At 63.2% G+C, this 14296-nt stretch carries 13 protein-coding genes; all 13 read right to left on the minus strand.

Annotated elements, in window-relative coordinates:
- Positions 1 to 30: 30 nt before the first annotated feature.
- Complete coding sequence (locus G471_RS0110480) at positions 31 to 2073, minus strand: sodium-translocating pyrophosphatase (protein ID WP_028995297.1); 2043 nt, start codon at positions 2071 to 2073, stop codon at positions 31 to 33.
- A 517-nt stretch (positions 2074 to 2590) separates the two neighbouring features.
- Positions 2591 to 2929: a P-II family nitrogen regulator gene (locus G471_RS0110485; RefSeq protein ID WP_028995298.1), complete on the minus strand. Its 339-nt coding sequence runs from the start codon at positions 2927 to 2929 to the stop codon at positions 2591 to 2593.
- A 28-nt stretch (positions 2930 to 2957) separates the two neighbouring features.
- Positions 2958 to 4574, minus strand: a complete 1617-nt coding sequence (locus G471_RS0110490; protein WP_028995299.1) for an NAD+ synthase — start codon at positions 4572 to 4574, stop codon at positions 2958 to 2960.
- 1 nt (position 4575) lies between these two features.
- Positions 4576 to 5124 (minus strand): inorganic diphosphatase, encoded by a 549-nt coding sequence (gene ppa / locus G471_RS0110495; protein WP_028995300.1) that lies wholly within the window; start codon positions 5122 to 5124, stop codon positions 4576 to 4578.
- A 65-nt stretch (positions 5125 to 5189) separates the two neighbouring features.
- Positions 5190 to 5975, minus strand: a complete 786-nt coding sequence (locus tag G471_RS0110500; protein WP_028995301.1) for a 3'-5' exonuclease — start codon at positions 5973 to 5975, stop codon at positions 5190 to 5192.
- Positions 5972 to 6871, minus strand: a complete 900-nt coding sequence (gene cysM, locus G471_RS0110505; protein WP_028995302.1) for a cysteine synthase CysM — start codon at positions 6869 to 6871, stop codon at positions 5972 to 5974. Before cysM ends, G471_RS0110500 begins: the two co-directional genes overlap by 4 nt.
- Complete coding sequence (gene rfaD, locus G471_RS0110510) at positions 6864 to 7862, minus strand: ADP-glyceromanno-heptose 6-epimerase (RefSeq protein ID WP_028995303.1); 999 nt, start codon at positions 7860 to 7862, stop codon at positions 6864 to 6866. The genes cysM and rfaD overlap by 8 nt, the downstream gene beginning before the upstream one ends.
- A gap of 9 nt (positions 7863 to 7871) precedes the next feature.
- Entirely contained in the window at positions 7872 to 8798 is a 927-nt protein-coding gene (gene rfaE1 / locus G471_RS17390; protein ID WP_043421499.1) for a D-glycero-beta-D-manno-heptose-7-phosphate kinase, read from the minus strand.
- 7 nt (positions 8799 to 8805) lie between these two features.
- Complete coding sequence (gene lapB / locus G471_RS0110520) at positions 8806 to 9978, minus strand: lipopolysaccharide assembly protein LapB (protein ID WP_028995304.1); 1173 nt, start codon at positions 9976 to 9978, stop codon at positions 8806 to 8808.
- Positions 9975 to 10262: a LapA family protein gene (locus G471_RS0110525; RefSeq protein ID WP_028995305.1), complete on the minus strand. Its 288-nt coding sequence runs from the start codon at positions 10260 to 10262 to the stop codon at positions 9975 to 9977. Before G471_RS0110525 ends, lapB begins: the two co-directional genes overlap by 4 nt.
- A gap of 67 nt (positions 10263 to 10329) precedes the next feature.
- Positions 10330 to 10614 carry an integration host factor subunit beta gene (locus tag G471_RS0110530; protein ID WP_028995306.1) on the minus strand — a complete coding sequence of 95 codons (285 nt, stop codon included), beginning with the start codon at positions 10612 to 10614 and terminating at the stop codon, positions 10330 to 10332.
- A 12-nt stretch (positions 10615 to 10626) separates the two neighbouring features.
- The gene (gene rpsA / locus G471_RS0110535) at positions 10627 to 12303 is read right to left on the minus strand and encodes a 30S ribosomal protein S1 (RefSeq protein ID WP_028995307.1); all 1677 of its coding nucleotides are present in this window, start codon (positions 12301 to 12303) and stop codon (positions 10627 to 10629) included.
- A 51-nt stretch (positions 12304 to 12354) separates the two neighbouring features.
- On the minus strand, positions 12355 to 14289 hold the full coding sequence (locus G471_RS0110540; protein WP_028995308.1) for a bifunctional 3-phosphoshikimate 1-carboxyvinyltransferase/cytidylate kinase: 1935 nt from the start codon (positions 14287 to 14289) through the stop codon (positions 12355 to 12357).
- Positions 14290 to 14296: the final 7 nt, after the last annotated feature.

The raw sequence follows: 14296 nt of genomic DNA on the forward strand, positions 1-14296 counted from the left end.
CAGGGCGCATTCGGTGGTCCGGGATTTCGCTCAGACGATCAGCGGCACGATCAGCAGAGCGACCAAGTTGATGATCTTGATCAGCGGATTGACCGCCGGGCCGGCCGTATCCTTGTAGGGATCGCCGACGGTGTCGCCGGTCACGGCTGCCTTGTGGGCGTCCGAGCCCTTGCCGCCGTAATGACCATCCTCGATGTACTTCTTGGCGTTGTCCCAGGCACCGCCGCCGGTGGTCATCGAAATTGCCACGAACAGGCCGGTCACAATGGTGCCGACGAGCAGGCCGCCCAGCGCCTGCGGGCCGAGCAGCAGACCGACGACAATCGGCACGGCGACCGGCAGGATCGACGGAATCATCATTTCCTTGATCGCGGCGACGGTCAGCATGTCGACAGCCCGTGAGTAATCCGGCTTGGCCGTGCCTTCCATGATCCCTGGGATTTCCTTGAACTGGCGCCGAACTTCGACGACCACGGCACCGGCCGAACGGCCGACCGCTTCCATGGCCATGGCACCGAACAGGTAGGGAATCAGGCCGCCGATGAAGAGGCCGATGATCACCATGTGGTTGGACAAATCGAAGGTGATGCCGGTCAGTCCGGCCGCTTCGAGGCCGTGGGTGTAGTCGGCAAACAGCACCAGCGCGGCCAGACCGGCCGAGCCGATGGCGTAGCCCTTGGTCACCGCCTTGGTGGTGTTGCCGACGGCGTCGAGCGGATCGGTCACCGCGCGCACTTCCGGCGGCAGTTCGGCCATTTCGGCAATGCCACCGGCGTTGTCGGTAATCGGACCGTAGGCGTCGAGGGCGACGACGATACCGGCCATCGACAGCATCGAGGTGGCGGCAATCGCCAGGCCGTACAGGCCGCCGACCGAATACGCCGCCCAGATCGAGGCGCACACGGAAAGCACCGGCAGCGCCGTGGCCTTCATCGAAATGCCGATGCCGGCGATGATGTTGGTCGCATGCCCGGTCTGGCAGGCCGAGGCCACGTGCTTGACCGGACCGTACTCGGTGCCGGTGTAGTACTCTGTGATCCAGACCATGGCGGCGGTCAGCACCAGGCCGATGATGGCGCAGGTGAACATGCTGCCGGTGGTGATGCCTGCTGCCGGGTCGCCAGCACCAATCAGCCACGAGGTCACCGGGTAGTAGAAGGCCAGCGCCAGCACACCGGCCACGATCAGCCCCTTGTACAGTGCGCCCATGATCTTGCCGCCGTCGGAAGTCTTGACGAAGTAGCAGCCGACGATGGAGGCGATGATGGAGACGGCACCCAGCGCCAGCGGGTAGAGGATCAGCGCGTCGCCGAGGCCAGGGAAGGCCTTGAGCGTGAGCGCGCCGAGCACCATGGTGGCGACCACGGTCACCACGTAGGTTTCGAACAGGTCGGCAGCCATGCCGGCACAGTCGCCAACGTTGTCGCCGACGTTGTCGGCGATCACCGCCGGGTTGCGCGGATCGTCCTCTGGAATGCCGGCCTCGACCTTGCCGACCAGGTCGGCGCCGACGTCAGCGCCCTTGGTGAAGATGCCGCCGCCGAGACGGGCGAAGATGGAAATCAGCGAGGAGCCGAAAGCCAGGCCGATCAGCGCGTGCAGCGCCGTGTCCTGGTTCAGCCCGAAGGCCAGCAGACCGCCGTAATAGCCGGCCACGCCGAGCAGGCCCAGACCGACCACCAGCATGCCGGTGATCGCGCCGCCCTTGAAGGCCACGTCCAGTGCCGGCGCAATGCCCCCGCGTGCTGCCTCGGCAGTACGCACATTGGCCCGCACGGAAACGTTCATGCCGATGAAGCCGGCCGCACCGGACAGCACCGCACCGATGACGAAGCCAACGGCCGTCGCCATGCCCAGGAAGATGGCGATCAGCACCGCCATCACCACGCCGACCATCGCAATGGTCTTGTACTGACGATTCAGGTAGGCCGCAGCCCCTTCCTGGATCGCCTTGGCGATTTCCTGCATGCGCGCGTTCCCCGCCGGCAATGCAAGAATGGAACGACTGGACAACCAGCCGTAGGCAACCGCCAATACGGCACATAACAACGCCAACCACAATGCAGAAGACATTATTTCCCCTCTCTTCTAAACGGACAAACAAATGAACAGGCTATTTCTCCGAAAAACCTTCCGGACAGCATAAAACCACGCGAGGCAAATCGCGTCGTTTGCGGAAGTGAAGGGAAACGGGGGTTGGTCGGTCTGTGCCGACAGGGGTCTTGCCCTGGAAACTGCCTTGATCGCGGCAGCACTTCCTGTTTCTGCGAGGAAGGCTGGCCGCGTCGTCATGCGCTGACCCTTAGTTCAGGGACGTGACACGATCGGACACGCCGATCCTGCCATCGTCACACACCCTGAGGTGTGCGGGGAAGACTGGGGATAAGTGACGGCGAGTGCCGTCACATCTTCTCTCTGCCTGAATGAATTTCATGAAATCCCGCTTGCCACTGAATCATTGGAGAAACCTGACTGACGGACGAGGGGGCATGCCCCTCTGGTGGGGAAAATTACCCCCTTTTCCGGACTCGGTCAAACGGTTTGCTCAGACTTGATGCAAATAGGCCGCAAGCGGGAAAAAAGAACAATGTCAGATGGCGGCTTCGTTGGTTTCGCCGGTACGGATGCGGACCACCTGCTCGACCGAGGTGACGAAGATCTTGCCGTCACCGATCTTGCCGGTGCGTGCCGCCTTGACGATGGCATCGATGGCCGGATCGACCTGTTCGGTGGCAACGACGATTTCGATCTTGATCTTGGGCAGGAAATCGACGACGTATTCGGCGCCACGATACAACTCGGTATGACCCTTCTGGCGGCCAAAACCCTTGACCTCGGTCACGGTCAGGCCGGTGATGCCGACCTCGGACAGGGCTTCACGGACTTCGTCGAGCTTGAACGGCTTGATGATGGCTTCGATTTTTTTCATGTTGAATACCCCTTCTCTCTGTGTAATCTCAATATTCGTCGGCGTAGCGATTGGTGATCGGATAACGCCAGTCCTTGCCGAAACCGCGCGGCGTGATGCGGATGCCGACCGGCGCCTGGCGGCGCTTGTACTCGGCGATGCGCAGCAGGCGGACGACGCGGCGGACATCGGCTTCGGGCAGGCCGGCGGCGATGATCTCGCGCGGGCTGCGGTCTTCTTCTATGTAGGCGCGGACGATGGCGTCGAGCACTTCGTACTCGGGCAGCGAATCCTGGTCCTTCTGGTCCGGCTTGAGTTCGGCCGACGGCGGGCGGACGATGATGTTCTCGGGGATCACCGGCGCGCCTGCGCACAGCGTATTGCGGTAGCGCGACAGGCGATAGACCAGTGTCTTGTAGACGTCCTTGATCACCGCGAAGCCGCCGGCCATGTCGCCGTACAGCGTGCAGTAGCCGACCGCCATCTCGGACTTGTTGCCGGTGGTCAGGACCAGCTTGCCGGTCTTGTTCGAGAGCGCCATCAGGATGTTGCCGCGAATCCGCGCCTGGATGTTCTCTTCGGTGGTGTCGCTGGGCAGGCCGGCGAACAGCGGCGCCAGCATGGCTTCGTAGGTGGCCATGGCCGGGGCGATGGCGATTTCGTCGTAGCTGCAACCGAGCTGGCGGATCATCTCGCGCGAGTCGTCGAGGCTCATCTGCGCGGTGTAGGGCGACGGCATCATGACCGCGTGCACCTTGTCGGCGCCCAGCGCGTCGACGGCGACGCACAGCGTCAATGCTGAATCGATGCCGCCGGAGAGGCCGATGATCGCGCCCTTGAAGCCGGTCTTGCCGATGTAGTCGCGCACGCCGAGGACCAGCGCGGCGTAGGCTTCGGCTTCCAGCGAGAGCGGTTCGGCGTGCTCGTCGGACTGCAGGCGGCCGCGATCGAAATCGACGATGCCGAGCGCTTCCTCGAACTGCGGCAGGCGCATGCAGATCTGTTCGCGTTCGTCGATGGCGAAAGAAGCGCCATCGAAGACCAGTTCGTCCTGGCCGCCAACCAGGTTGCAATAGATCGCGGGCACGCCGGTCGCCTCGACCCGCTCGCCGAGCACGCGGGCGCGCTCGTGGTGCTTCTCCAGATGACAGGGCGAGGCGTTGAGCACCAGCACCAGTTCGGCACCGGCGGCGCAGGCCAGCTCATAGGCGCCCGCTTCCCAGATGTCGGCACAGATGTTGATGCCGACATTGACGCCACCCAGGGTGACGACGCAGGCTTCCTGCCCCGGCTCGAAATAGCGTTTCTCGTCGAAGACGTCGTAGTTGGGCAGGCGAATCTTGCGGTAGACCGCAGTTTTCCGGCCATTTTCGATGACCGAGGCGGCGTTGTGGCAGACGCCGTTGAATTCTTCCGGATGGCCGACCACCAAGGCAATCCCGTCGACACGGGCAGCCAGATCGTCGAGCGCCCGCTGGCAGGCCCGGTAGAAATCCGGGCGCAGCAGCAGGTCTTCCGGCGGATAGCCGCTGAGCGCCAGTTCCGGCGTCAGCAGCACCTGCGCGCCGCGGGCCTTGGCCGCGGCAGCACAGGCGACGATACGGTCGACGTTGCCGGTCAGGTCACCGACAACGGCATTGAACTGGGCAACGGCGACACGCAGCATCTTAGTAGTTCGGCTTGTCTTTCGCGTCGTTGTAACGCTTGATGCCGGAGGTGATTTCTTCACGGGCGGCGTCGATACCCTGCCAGCCGTTGACCTTGACCCACTTGCCGGGTTCCAGATCCTTGTAGTGCTCGAAGAAGTGCGAAATCTGCTTGCGCAGCAGTTCCGGCGTGTCTTCGTAGGTCTTGACGTCGTTGTACAGCGGGGTCAGCTTGGACACCGGCACGGCCAGCAGCTTGGCATCCTCGCCACCTTCGTCGGTCATCGACAGCTGGCCCAGCGGACGGCAGCGGACGACGACGCCCGGCGGCAGCGGGAAGGGGCTGATCACCAGCACGTCGACCGGATCGCCGTCGCCGGCGATGGTGTGCGGGATGTAGCCGTAGTTGCACGGGTAGTGCATCGCCGTCGACATGAAACGGTCGACGAAGATGGCACCGCTGTCCTTGTCGACTTCGTACTTGACCGGGTCGGAATGCGCCGTGATCTCGATGATCACGTTGAAGTCGTCGGGGAGGGACTTGCCGGAGGGAACGTCGTTAAGCGCCATTATTATCTCTCTGCGATTGAGTTTGAAAAAGAAGCCTCGGAATTATAGCTTGCCCGACCGCGGGATCATTGCCAGGCGGCAAGAAACTCGCGCCAGTGCTGTGCATCGATTTTCGCCAACTGGGCCTTGATGAAGGCCTGCTCGGCAAGTTCCTCGTCGGCGGTCAACTCGCCGCGCATGCGGCGGAAACGATTGTAGACCAGGTAGGTATTGACCACGTCGGTCTCGCAGTAATCGCGGATATCGGCCGCCTGCCCTGCCTGCCAGGCTTCCCAGACCTTGCTGCCGTCCATGCCGAGCTTGCCGGGAAAACCGAACAATTTGGCCAGGTCGTCGAGCGGTGCGTTGGCACGGCCGTTGTACAGCGCCAGCAGGTCCATCAGGTCGAGGTGACGGGTGTGGTAGCGGCTGATGTAGTTGTTCCACTTGAAGTCGCGCGAGTCGGCGTAGTCGCCGTCGCCCATATCCCAGTAGCGCGGCGCCGAAACGCCGTGGAGCATGCCGCGGTAATGCAGGACCGGCAGGTCGAAGCCGCTGCCGTTCCAGGAAATGATCTGCGGCGTGAATTTCTCGATGCCGTCAAAGAAGCGCTGGATGATCGCGCCTTCGTCGAGATCCGGCTCGGCCAGCGACCACACCTTGAAGCCTTCGAGCGTACGCAGTACGCAGGAGATGGCGACGATGCGCTGCAGGTGCAGCGGCAGGAAGTCGTTGCCGCTCTTCGCCCGGCGCTGCTGGAAGGCCAATTCGGCGACTTCGGCGTCGGACAGTTCGGCCGGCAGGTCGTTGATCCGGCGCAGCCCCGGCACATCGGGAATGGTCTCGATATCGAAGACGAGAACCGGCTTCATGCAGGGAAGACGCCGGTCGACAGGTAGCGGTCGCCGCGGTCGCAGACGATGGAGACGATGGTCGCGTTTTCCAGGGTCTGGGCCAGACGCAGCGCCACGGCAAGCGCACCACCGGACGAGATGCCGGCGAAGATGCCTTCCTCGACGGCGAGCCGCCGGGTCATCGCCTCGGCGTCGGCCTGGCTGACGTATTCGATGCGGTCGACATTGGTCGGCGCGTAGATCTTCGGCAGGTAGGCTTCCGGCCACTTGCGGATGCCGGGAATCTGGCTGCCGTCTTCCGGCTGGCAGCCGACGATGGTGATCGCCGGGTTCATTTCCTTGAGGTAACGGCTGGTGCCCATGATGGTGCCGGTGGTGCCCATGCTGGAAACGAAATGGGTGACGCGGCCATTGGTGTCGCGCCAGATTTCCGGACCGGTGCCTTCGTAATGGGCGACGGGGTTGTCCGGGTTGGCGAACTGGTCAAGGATGATGCCCTTGCCCTCGTCGCGCATGCGTTCGGCGACGTCGCGGCACAGTTCCATGCCGCCGTCCTTGGGCGTCAGCACCAGTTCGGCGCCATAGGCGCGCATGCTCTGGCGGCGCTCGATGCTCTGGTTCTCGGGCATCACCAGGATCATCTTGTAGCCCTTGATCGCCGCCGCCATGGCCAGCGCGATGCCGGTGTTGCCGGAAGTCGCCTCGATCAGCGTGTCGCCCGGCTTGATGTCGCCGCGCGCTTCGGCGCGCTGGATCATCGACAATGCCGGCCGATCCTTGACCGAACCGGCCGGGTTGTTGCCTTCGAGCTTGGCCAGGATGACGTTGCCGCGGCGTTCGTTGTCGGCACTGGGAATGCGCTGCAGGCGAACCAGCGGCGTGTTTCCGACAAAATCCTGCAGGGTTTTATACATGGGCTTGCAACCAGTCGATATATTGGGAAACGCCCTCCTCGACCGTCGCCATCGGCGCGTCGTAGCCCGCGTCGCGCAGCTTGGTCAGATCCGCCTGCGTGAACGCCTGGTACTTGCCCTTCAAGGCTTCGGGGAAGGCGATGTATTCGAGCAAACCCTGTGCCCGGAGTTCCGCCAGACCGAGCGGCGCTTCGCCCTTGGCCTTGCGGCAGCCGTTGACCGCGGCCACGGCGACATCGTTGAAGCTTTGCGCACGGCCCGAGCCGAGGTTGAAGATGCCGGACTTTTCCGGGTGGTCGAGGAAGAACAGATTAACCTTGGCCACATCGCCGACGAAGACGAAGTCGCGCATCTGGCCGCCGTTCTCGTAACCGTGCGAGCCCTCGAACAGCTTGACCTTGCCGTCGGCGCGGAACTGGTGGAAGTTGTGGAAGGCCACCGAGGCCATGCGTCCCTTGTGGTTCTCGCGCGGGCCATAGACGTTGAAGTAGCGGAAGCCGACGATCTGCGACGAGGGCTGCAGCGCCAGACGCTTGCGGACGATCTGGTCAAACAGGAACTTGGAGTAGCCGTAAACATTGAGCGGCCCCTCGAATTCGCGCTCCTCGCGGAAGACGCTGGAAGCGCCATAGGTCGCCGCCGACGAGGCGTAGAGGAACTGCACGTCCTGATCGAGGCACCAGTCGAGCAGGATGCTGGAGTAACGGAAATTGTTCTCCATCATGTAGCGACCGTCGGTTTCCATGGTGTCGGAGCAGGCCCCCTCGTGGAAGATGGCTTCGACATCGCCATCGAAATGACCGGCCTGGATGCGCTCGATGAAGTCCTGCTTGTCGATGTAATCGACGATGTCGCAGTCGATCAGATTCTTGAACTTCTCGGCCTTGCTCAGGTTGTCGACGGCGATGATCTTGGTCACGCCGCGCTCGTTGAGCGCCTTGACGATGTTGGAACCGATGAAGCCGGCGGCGCCGGTGACGATGGTTTTCATGCCTTCTCCTTACAGGGCGCCCGCGATTTCGTCGCGGGTGACAACGGCGGTACCCAGTTTGCCGACGACAATGCCGGCGGCGATGTTGGCGACCCGAATGGCCTCGGCCCAGTCGGCGCCGGCGGCGAGCATCACGGCCAGCGTGGCGATGACGGTATCGCCGGCACCGGAAACGTCGAAGACTTCACGGGCCTGCGCGGCCTGGTGGAAGGTCTGACCGTCGGCGAAGAGCGTCATGCCCTCCTCGCTACGGGTGACCAGCAGGGCTTCGAGGCCGAGTTCGCCACGCAGTTTCTCCGCCTTGGCGAACAGTTCGGCGTCCGACGACCAGCGACCGACGACGTCGCGCAGTTCGGAACGGTTCGGGGTGATGACAGTCGCCCCGGCGTATTTGCCCCACTCGTCGCCCTTGGGATCGACCAGCACCGGCTTGGCAGCGGCGCGGGCGAGACGGATCATCTCGGCAATATGGGTCAGCCCCCCCTTGCCATAGTCGGACAGGATGACGATGTCGCAATCGGCCAGGCGGCGCTCGAATTCGGCGAGCTTGGCCTGCAGGATTTCATGCGATGGCGGGGTTTCGAAATCGATGCGCAGCAATTGCTGCTGACGACCGATGACCCGCAATTTGACCGTGGTATCGATGTCGCGGTCGACCTGCAGGTCGGCAGCAATTTCCCCTTCAAGCAGCAGGCGCTTGAGCGCTCGACCGGCATCGTCATCACCGACAACCGACAGCAGGGTCGTCCTGGCACCGAGCGAGGCGGCATTACGGGCGACGTTGGCAGCACCGCCGAGGCGCTCTTCCATGCGCTCGACCTTGACCACCGGCACCGGCGCTTCCGGCGAAATCCGGCTGACGTCGCCGAACCAGTAGCGGTCCAGCATCACGTCGCCGACGACGAGCAGGCGGACCTGCGTGAGTTTTTCCAGCATGGGTGTCCTACAGGGATTGATCGAATTCTTCGCCGCGACGCGGCGGATTGGTTTCCCAGCCGCCGCAGGCCGGGCAGCGCCAGTAAAACTGGCGCGCCTTGAAGCCGCAATTATTGCACCGATAGCGCGACAGGCGGCGGGTATAGCCCTGGATGATGCTCTTGGCCAGCTCGACATCGCCGCGCACCTCCGGCGAAGCCAGCGGCAGCCGCGCGCTCATCAGCTTCTCCAGGCCGAGCAGGGTCGGATTGCGCTGCAACTCGGCCCGCACCAGCCGGTAGGCCGCTTCATTGCCCTGGCCTTCGAGCACCAGTTGATAGACCACATCGAGCAGATCAAGCGAGGGATAGTGTTCGAGATAACCGCTGAGCAGCGCGATGCCTTCATCGCGGCGCGACAGCCTCAGGTAGGCGTCGAGCAGGCGTTGGGCAACCAGCGACAAGTAAGCAGGATCCTGCTGTTCGATGCCCTGCCAGACGGCAATCGCCTCTTCGGTCCGGCCTTCCTGAGCAAGCAGGTCGCCGAGCAGCATGCTGGCACGAACGCACTTGCGGTTCTCCTGCATCGCCACATCAAGGTAGGCCCTCGCCGAATCGCTGCGCGAGCGCATGATTTCGCCGGCTGCGAGTTCGCAGTAGTACTCGGCGATTTCCTTGTGCGAGGCCAGATCGGGCAGTTCGCGGGCGATCTCGATGGCTTTCTGCCACTCTTTACCGACCTGGTAGATCTCCAGCAGCGAACGCTTGGCGTCGGCATCGCGCGCCGTGCCGACCAGCTTGTTGAAGATTTCCTCGGCCCGGTCGAGCAGGCCGGCCTTGAGGAAGTCCTGGCCGAGTTCGACCATGGCTTGCAAGCGGTGCTTTTCCTCGATATCCGGCAGCCCCAGCAGGTTCTGGTGCATGCGGATGGCCCGCTCGGTCTCGCCGCGGCGACGGAACAGGTTGCCGAGGGCGAAATGCAGTTCAACGGTCTGCGAATCGACCTTGGCGACTTCGAGGAAGGAGTCGATGGCCTTGTCCGGCTGCTCGTTGAGCAGGAAATTCAGGCCCGTGAAATAGGAGCGCGGCAGGGCGCGCGATTCGTGCACCACCTGGCGCATGTCAATGCGCGCAGCCATCCAGCCGACGGCAAAAAACACCGGAACCAGCAGGAGTTGCCAGTATTCGAAGATATCGTTCATTGCGGGGGAGGCACGTCGGGCAGCACGGGCGCGGCTGGCTCGGCCTGGCCTGCGGCGCGCCGGAGTCGGGACAGTTCGCGACGCTGGCGAAAGACCACGCCAACCAGCGACAGCACGCCAAGAATGGCGCCGCCGGCAAAAAAGACCAGCAGCAGGATGACCAGCGGCGTCTGCCACTGATAGTCGAGCACCAGGTTCAGGGTGACCGGTGCCGTATTCTGGACGGCAAAGACGACCAGAAAGGCGAAGATGATGAAACGCAGGAACCAGGTAAGCGCTGTCATGACATTCAATGAAAAGGGGCAGTGAAATTCACTGCCCCGAATCTACCACATTGGGCCAAGCCCGGCTTTAGATCGACTGATCGACCCGCTCGCGCAATTCCTTGCCGGCCTTGAAGTGGGGAACCCACTTTGCCGGCACGCTGACCTTTTCCCCGGATTTCGGGTTACGTCCAACGCGCGGCGGCCGATAGTTGAGCGCGAAGCTGCCGAATCCGCGGATCTCGATGCGGTCCCCGCGCACCAGCGCTTCGGACATCGCATCGAGAATCATCTTGACTGCGAAATCAGCATCTTTCGCCACCAACTGCGGAAAGCGTTCCGCCAGCCGGGCGATGAGCTCGGATTTGGTCATGTCGCCTGCCTATCAGCCTTGCTGGTTCAGCTTGGCCTTGAGCAGGGCACCCAGGTTGGTCGTACCGGTGGCGGCGGAAGTGTCAGCAGAGAACTTCTGCATGGCTTCGTGCTGCTCGGCTTGATCCTTGGCCTTGATGGACAGATTGATGCCACGGGTCTTGCGATCCACGTTGATGATCATGGCTTCGATCTCGTCGCCCACCTTCAGGTGCTGGGACAGGTCCTCGGTACGCTCGCGGGAGAACTCGGAGGCGCGCAGGTAGGCTTCGTTCTCGCCGTCCAGCGTGACCACGGCACCACGTGCGTCGACCGACTTGACGGTGCCGCGAACGATGCTGTTCTTCTCGTGGGTAGCGATGAAGTTGGCGTACGGGTCTCCGTCGAGCTGCTTGATGCCCAGGGAGATACGCTCCTTCTCGACGTCGATGCCGAGAACCACGGCTTCGACTTCGTCACCCTTCTTGAAGTTGCGGATGGCCTCTTCGCCGGTCGCGGACCAGGACAGGTCGGACAGGTGAACCAGACCGTCGATGCCACCCGGCAGGCCGATGAAGATACCGAAGTCGGTGATCGACTTGATACCGCCCTTCACCTTGTCGCCCTTCTTGTGGTTCATCGCGAAGTCGTCCCACGGATTCGCCTGGCACTGCTTCATGCCCAGCGAGATACGGCGACGCTCTTCGTCGATTTCCAGGATCATGACTTCGACTTCGTCGCCGAGCGAGACAACCTTGGACGGGTGGACGTTCTTGTTGGTCCAGTCCATTTCGGAGACGTGCACCAGGCCTTCGATGCCCTGTTCGATTTCGACGAAGCCGCCGTAATCGGTCAGGTTGGTGACCTTGCCGAACAGGCGGGTGCCGGCCGGGTAGCGGCGGGCAATACCGACCCACGGATCGTCGCCCAGTTGCTTCATGCCCAGCGAGACGCGGTTCTTCTCGGCGTCGAACTTGAGGATCTTGGCGGTCACTTCGTCACCGACGTTGAGCACTTCGCTCGGGTGACGGACACGGCGCCAGGCCAGGTCGGTGATGTGCAGCAGGCCATCGATGCCGCCCAGGTCGACGAATGCGCCGTAGTCGGTGATGTTCTTGACGATGCCCTTGACGGTAGCACCTTCCTTGAGGTTTTCCATCAGCTTTTCGCGATCCTTGTCGGCGGTCGCTTCGAGGACGGCACGACGGGACAGGACGACGTTGTTACGCTTGCGGTCAAGCTTGATGACCTTGAACTCCATGGTCTTGCCTTCGTACGGCGTGGTGTCCTTGACCGGACGCATGTCGACCAGCGAGCCCGGAAGGAAGGCACGGACGCCGTTGGACATGACGGTGAGACCACCCTTGACCTTGCCGGTGATGGTGCCGGAAACCAGGGCACCGTCGTTGAGGGCTTGCTCGAGGAAGTTCCAGGAGGCGATGCGCTTGGCGCGATCGCGGGACAGACGGGTCGAACCATAGCCGTCTTCCAGCATTTCGATGGCGACCTGGACGAAATCGCCGACGGCGACTTCAACTTCACCCTGGTCGTTCAGGAATTCTTCTACGGGAACGTAGGATTCGGATTTCAGGCCGGCATTGACCACGACGAAATTGTGGTCGATGAGCACCACTTCTGCAGTGATGACTTCGCCTTGACGCATTTCCTGGCGAGCCAGGGATTCTTCAAAAAGTTGAGCAAAAGATTCCATTACGGAGTGAGTTCCTTGCCACGAATCAGACGACCCGCGACGGGTTGAAGGTTAATGAAACGATGCTTCGGCAAACCAGTCCAGCACCTGCTTCACCGCCTGTTCGATGGTGAGATGGGTGGTGTCCAGCAGCCGGGCATCGGCCTCCTGCCTGAGCGGCGCCACGCTGCGTTGCGAATCGCGCGCATCACGTTGCTGCAGGTCCGACAGAAGGTCCGGGAGATTAGCAGAGAAACCTTTTTCGATCAACTGCTTATAGCGACGTTCAGCGCGCGCCTCGGCCGTCGCCGTCAGGAAGACCTTGAGCGGTGCGCGCGGGAAGACCACCGAGCCCATGTCGCGACCGTCGCCGACCAGGCCGGGTGCCGTGTTGAAGGCGCGCTGGCGGAACAGCAGCGCCTCGCGTACGGCCGGCAGCGCCGCGACTTTCGAGGCACCCGCCGAAATCTCTTCGGTGCGGATGGCATCGCCAACCAGAACGCCGGCCAGGCGAATATCCTCACCAGTAAACACCACGTCGAGACCGGCGGCAATGGCGGCAACGCCGGCCTCATCGCCCCAGGCCACACCGGCCCGCTGTGCGGCCAGCGCAGTCAGGCGGTAGAGTGCGCCGGAATCGAGATAGGCAAAACCGAGTGCCGCCGCCACGCGCGCCGCCACCGTCCCCTTGCCGGAAGCCGACGGGCCGTCGATGGCAATCACCGGCGCCGCCCGGGTGACTTCGGCAAAGCGCTCGAAGTAATCGGGGAAGGTCTTGCCGACGCACTTCGGATCGTTGATCCGCAGCGGCGTCGCAAACGCCGCCAGCGAGAAGCACATGGCCATGCGGTGATCGTCATAGGTATCGATGGCCGCCGGCTTCAGCGGCGCCGGGGTGACGCGGATGTAATCGGCGCCCTCCTCGACTTGGGCGCCGAGCTTGCGCAGTTCGGTCGCCATCGCGGCGATGCGGTCGGTTTCCTTGACCCGCCAGCTGGCGATGTTGCGCAGCGTGGTCGTGCCCTTGGCGAACAGCGCAGCGGTAGCCAGCGTCATCGCCGCATCGGGAATGTGGTTGCAATCGAGGTCGACGGCGACCAGCCCGCCCTCTGGCGCACGCGCTGCCATCCAGTTCGGCCCGGTTTCGATGATGGCGCCCATCTGCGCCAGCGCTTCGGCGAATTTCACGTCGCCCTGGATCGAATCGGCGCCAACGCCTTCGACGCGCACCGGTCCGCCACCAATCGCCCCGAGCGCCAGGAAGTAGGACGCCGACGAGGCATCGCCTTCGACATACACCGTGCCCGGCGACTGGTAGCGGCTACCGGCCCTGACCGAAAAGCGCTGCCAGCCGTCGCGCTCGACGACAACCCCGAAGCGGGCCATGGTCGCCAGCGTGATCTCGATGTAGGGCTTGGAAATCAGCTCGCCGACCACTTCGACGGCCACCGTCTCGCCGGTCAGCGGCAAGGCCATCAGCAGGCCGGTCAGGAACTGGCTGGAGACATCGCCGCGCACCTTGACCACGCCGCCAGGGCGGATGGTCGCTGGCTTGAGCTGCAGCGGCGGGTAACCGTCGTTGCCGAGGTAAGTGACATCGGCGCCGAGCTGGCGCAAACCATCGACCAGGTCGCCAATCGGCCGTTCATGCATGCGGGCGACGCCCTTCAGCACATAGTCGCCGCCGACCAGCGCCAACGCCGCCGTCAGCGGCCGGAAGGCGGTGCCGGCGTTGCCGAGGAACAATTCCGCTGCCTTGACCGGAAAGCGACCGCCGCAACCGGCAATTTTCCAGTGCTCACCGCCCAGGTGCGTGACGCCAACGCCCAGCGCCTGCAGCGCCTCGAGCATGCGCTCGGTATCGTCCGACGCGAGCAGGTCGCGCACCTCGGTCTCGCCCTCAGCCAGCGCAGCGAGCAGCAGGACGCGGTTGGAAATGCTCTTCGAACCGGGCAGGCGAACGGTACCGGCAGCAGACAATAATTGCGGGAGGTCGAGGAATTCCATGGCGACG

Source organism: Azonexus hydrophilus DSM 23864 (assembly GCF_000429605.1).
GTDB lineage: Bacteria > Pseudomonadota > Gammaproteobacteria > Burkholderiales > Rhodocyclaceae > Azonexus > Azonexus hydrophilus.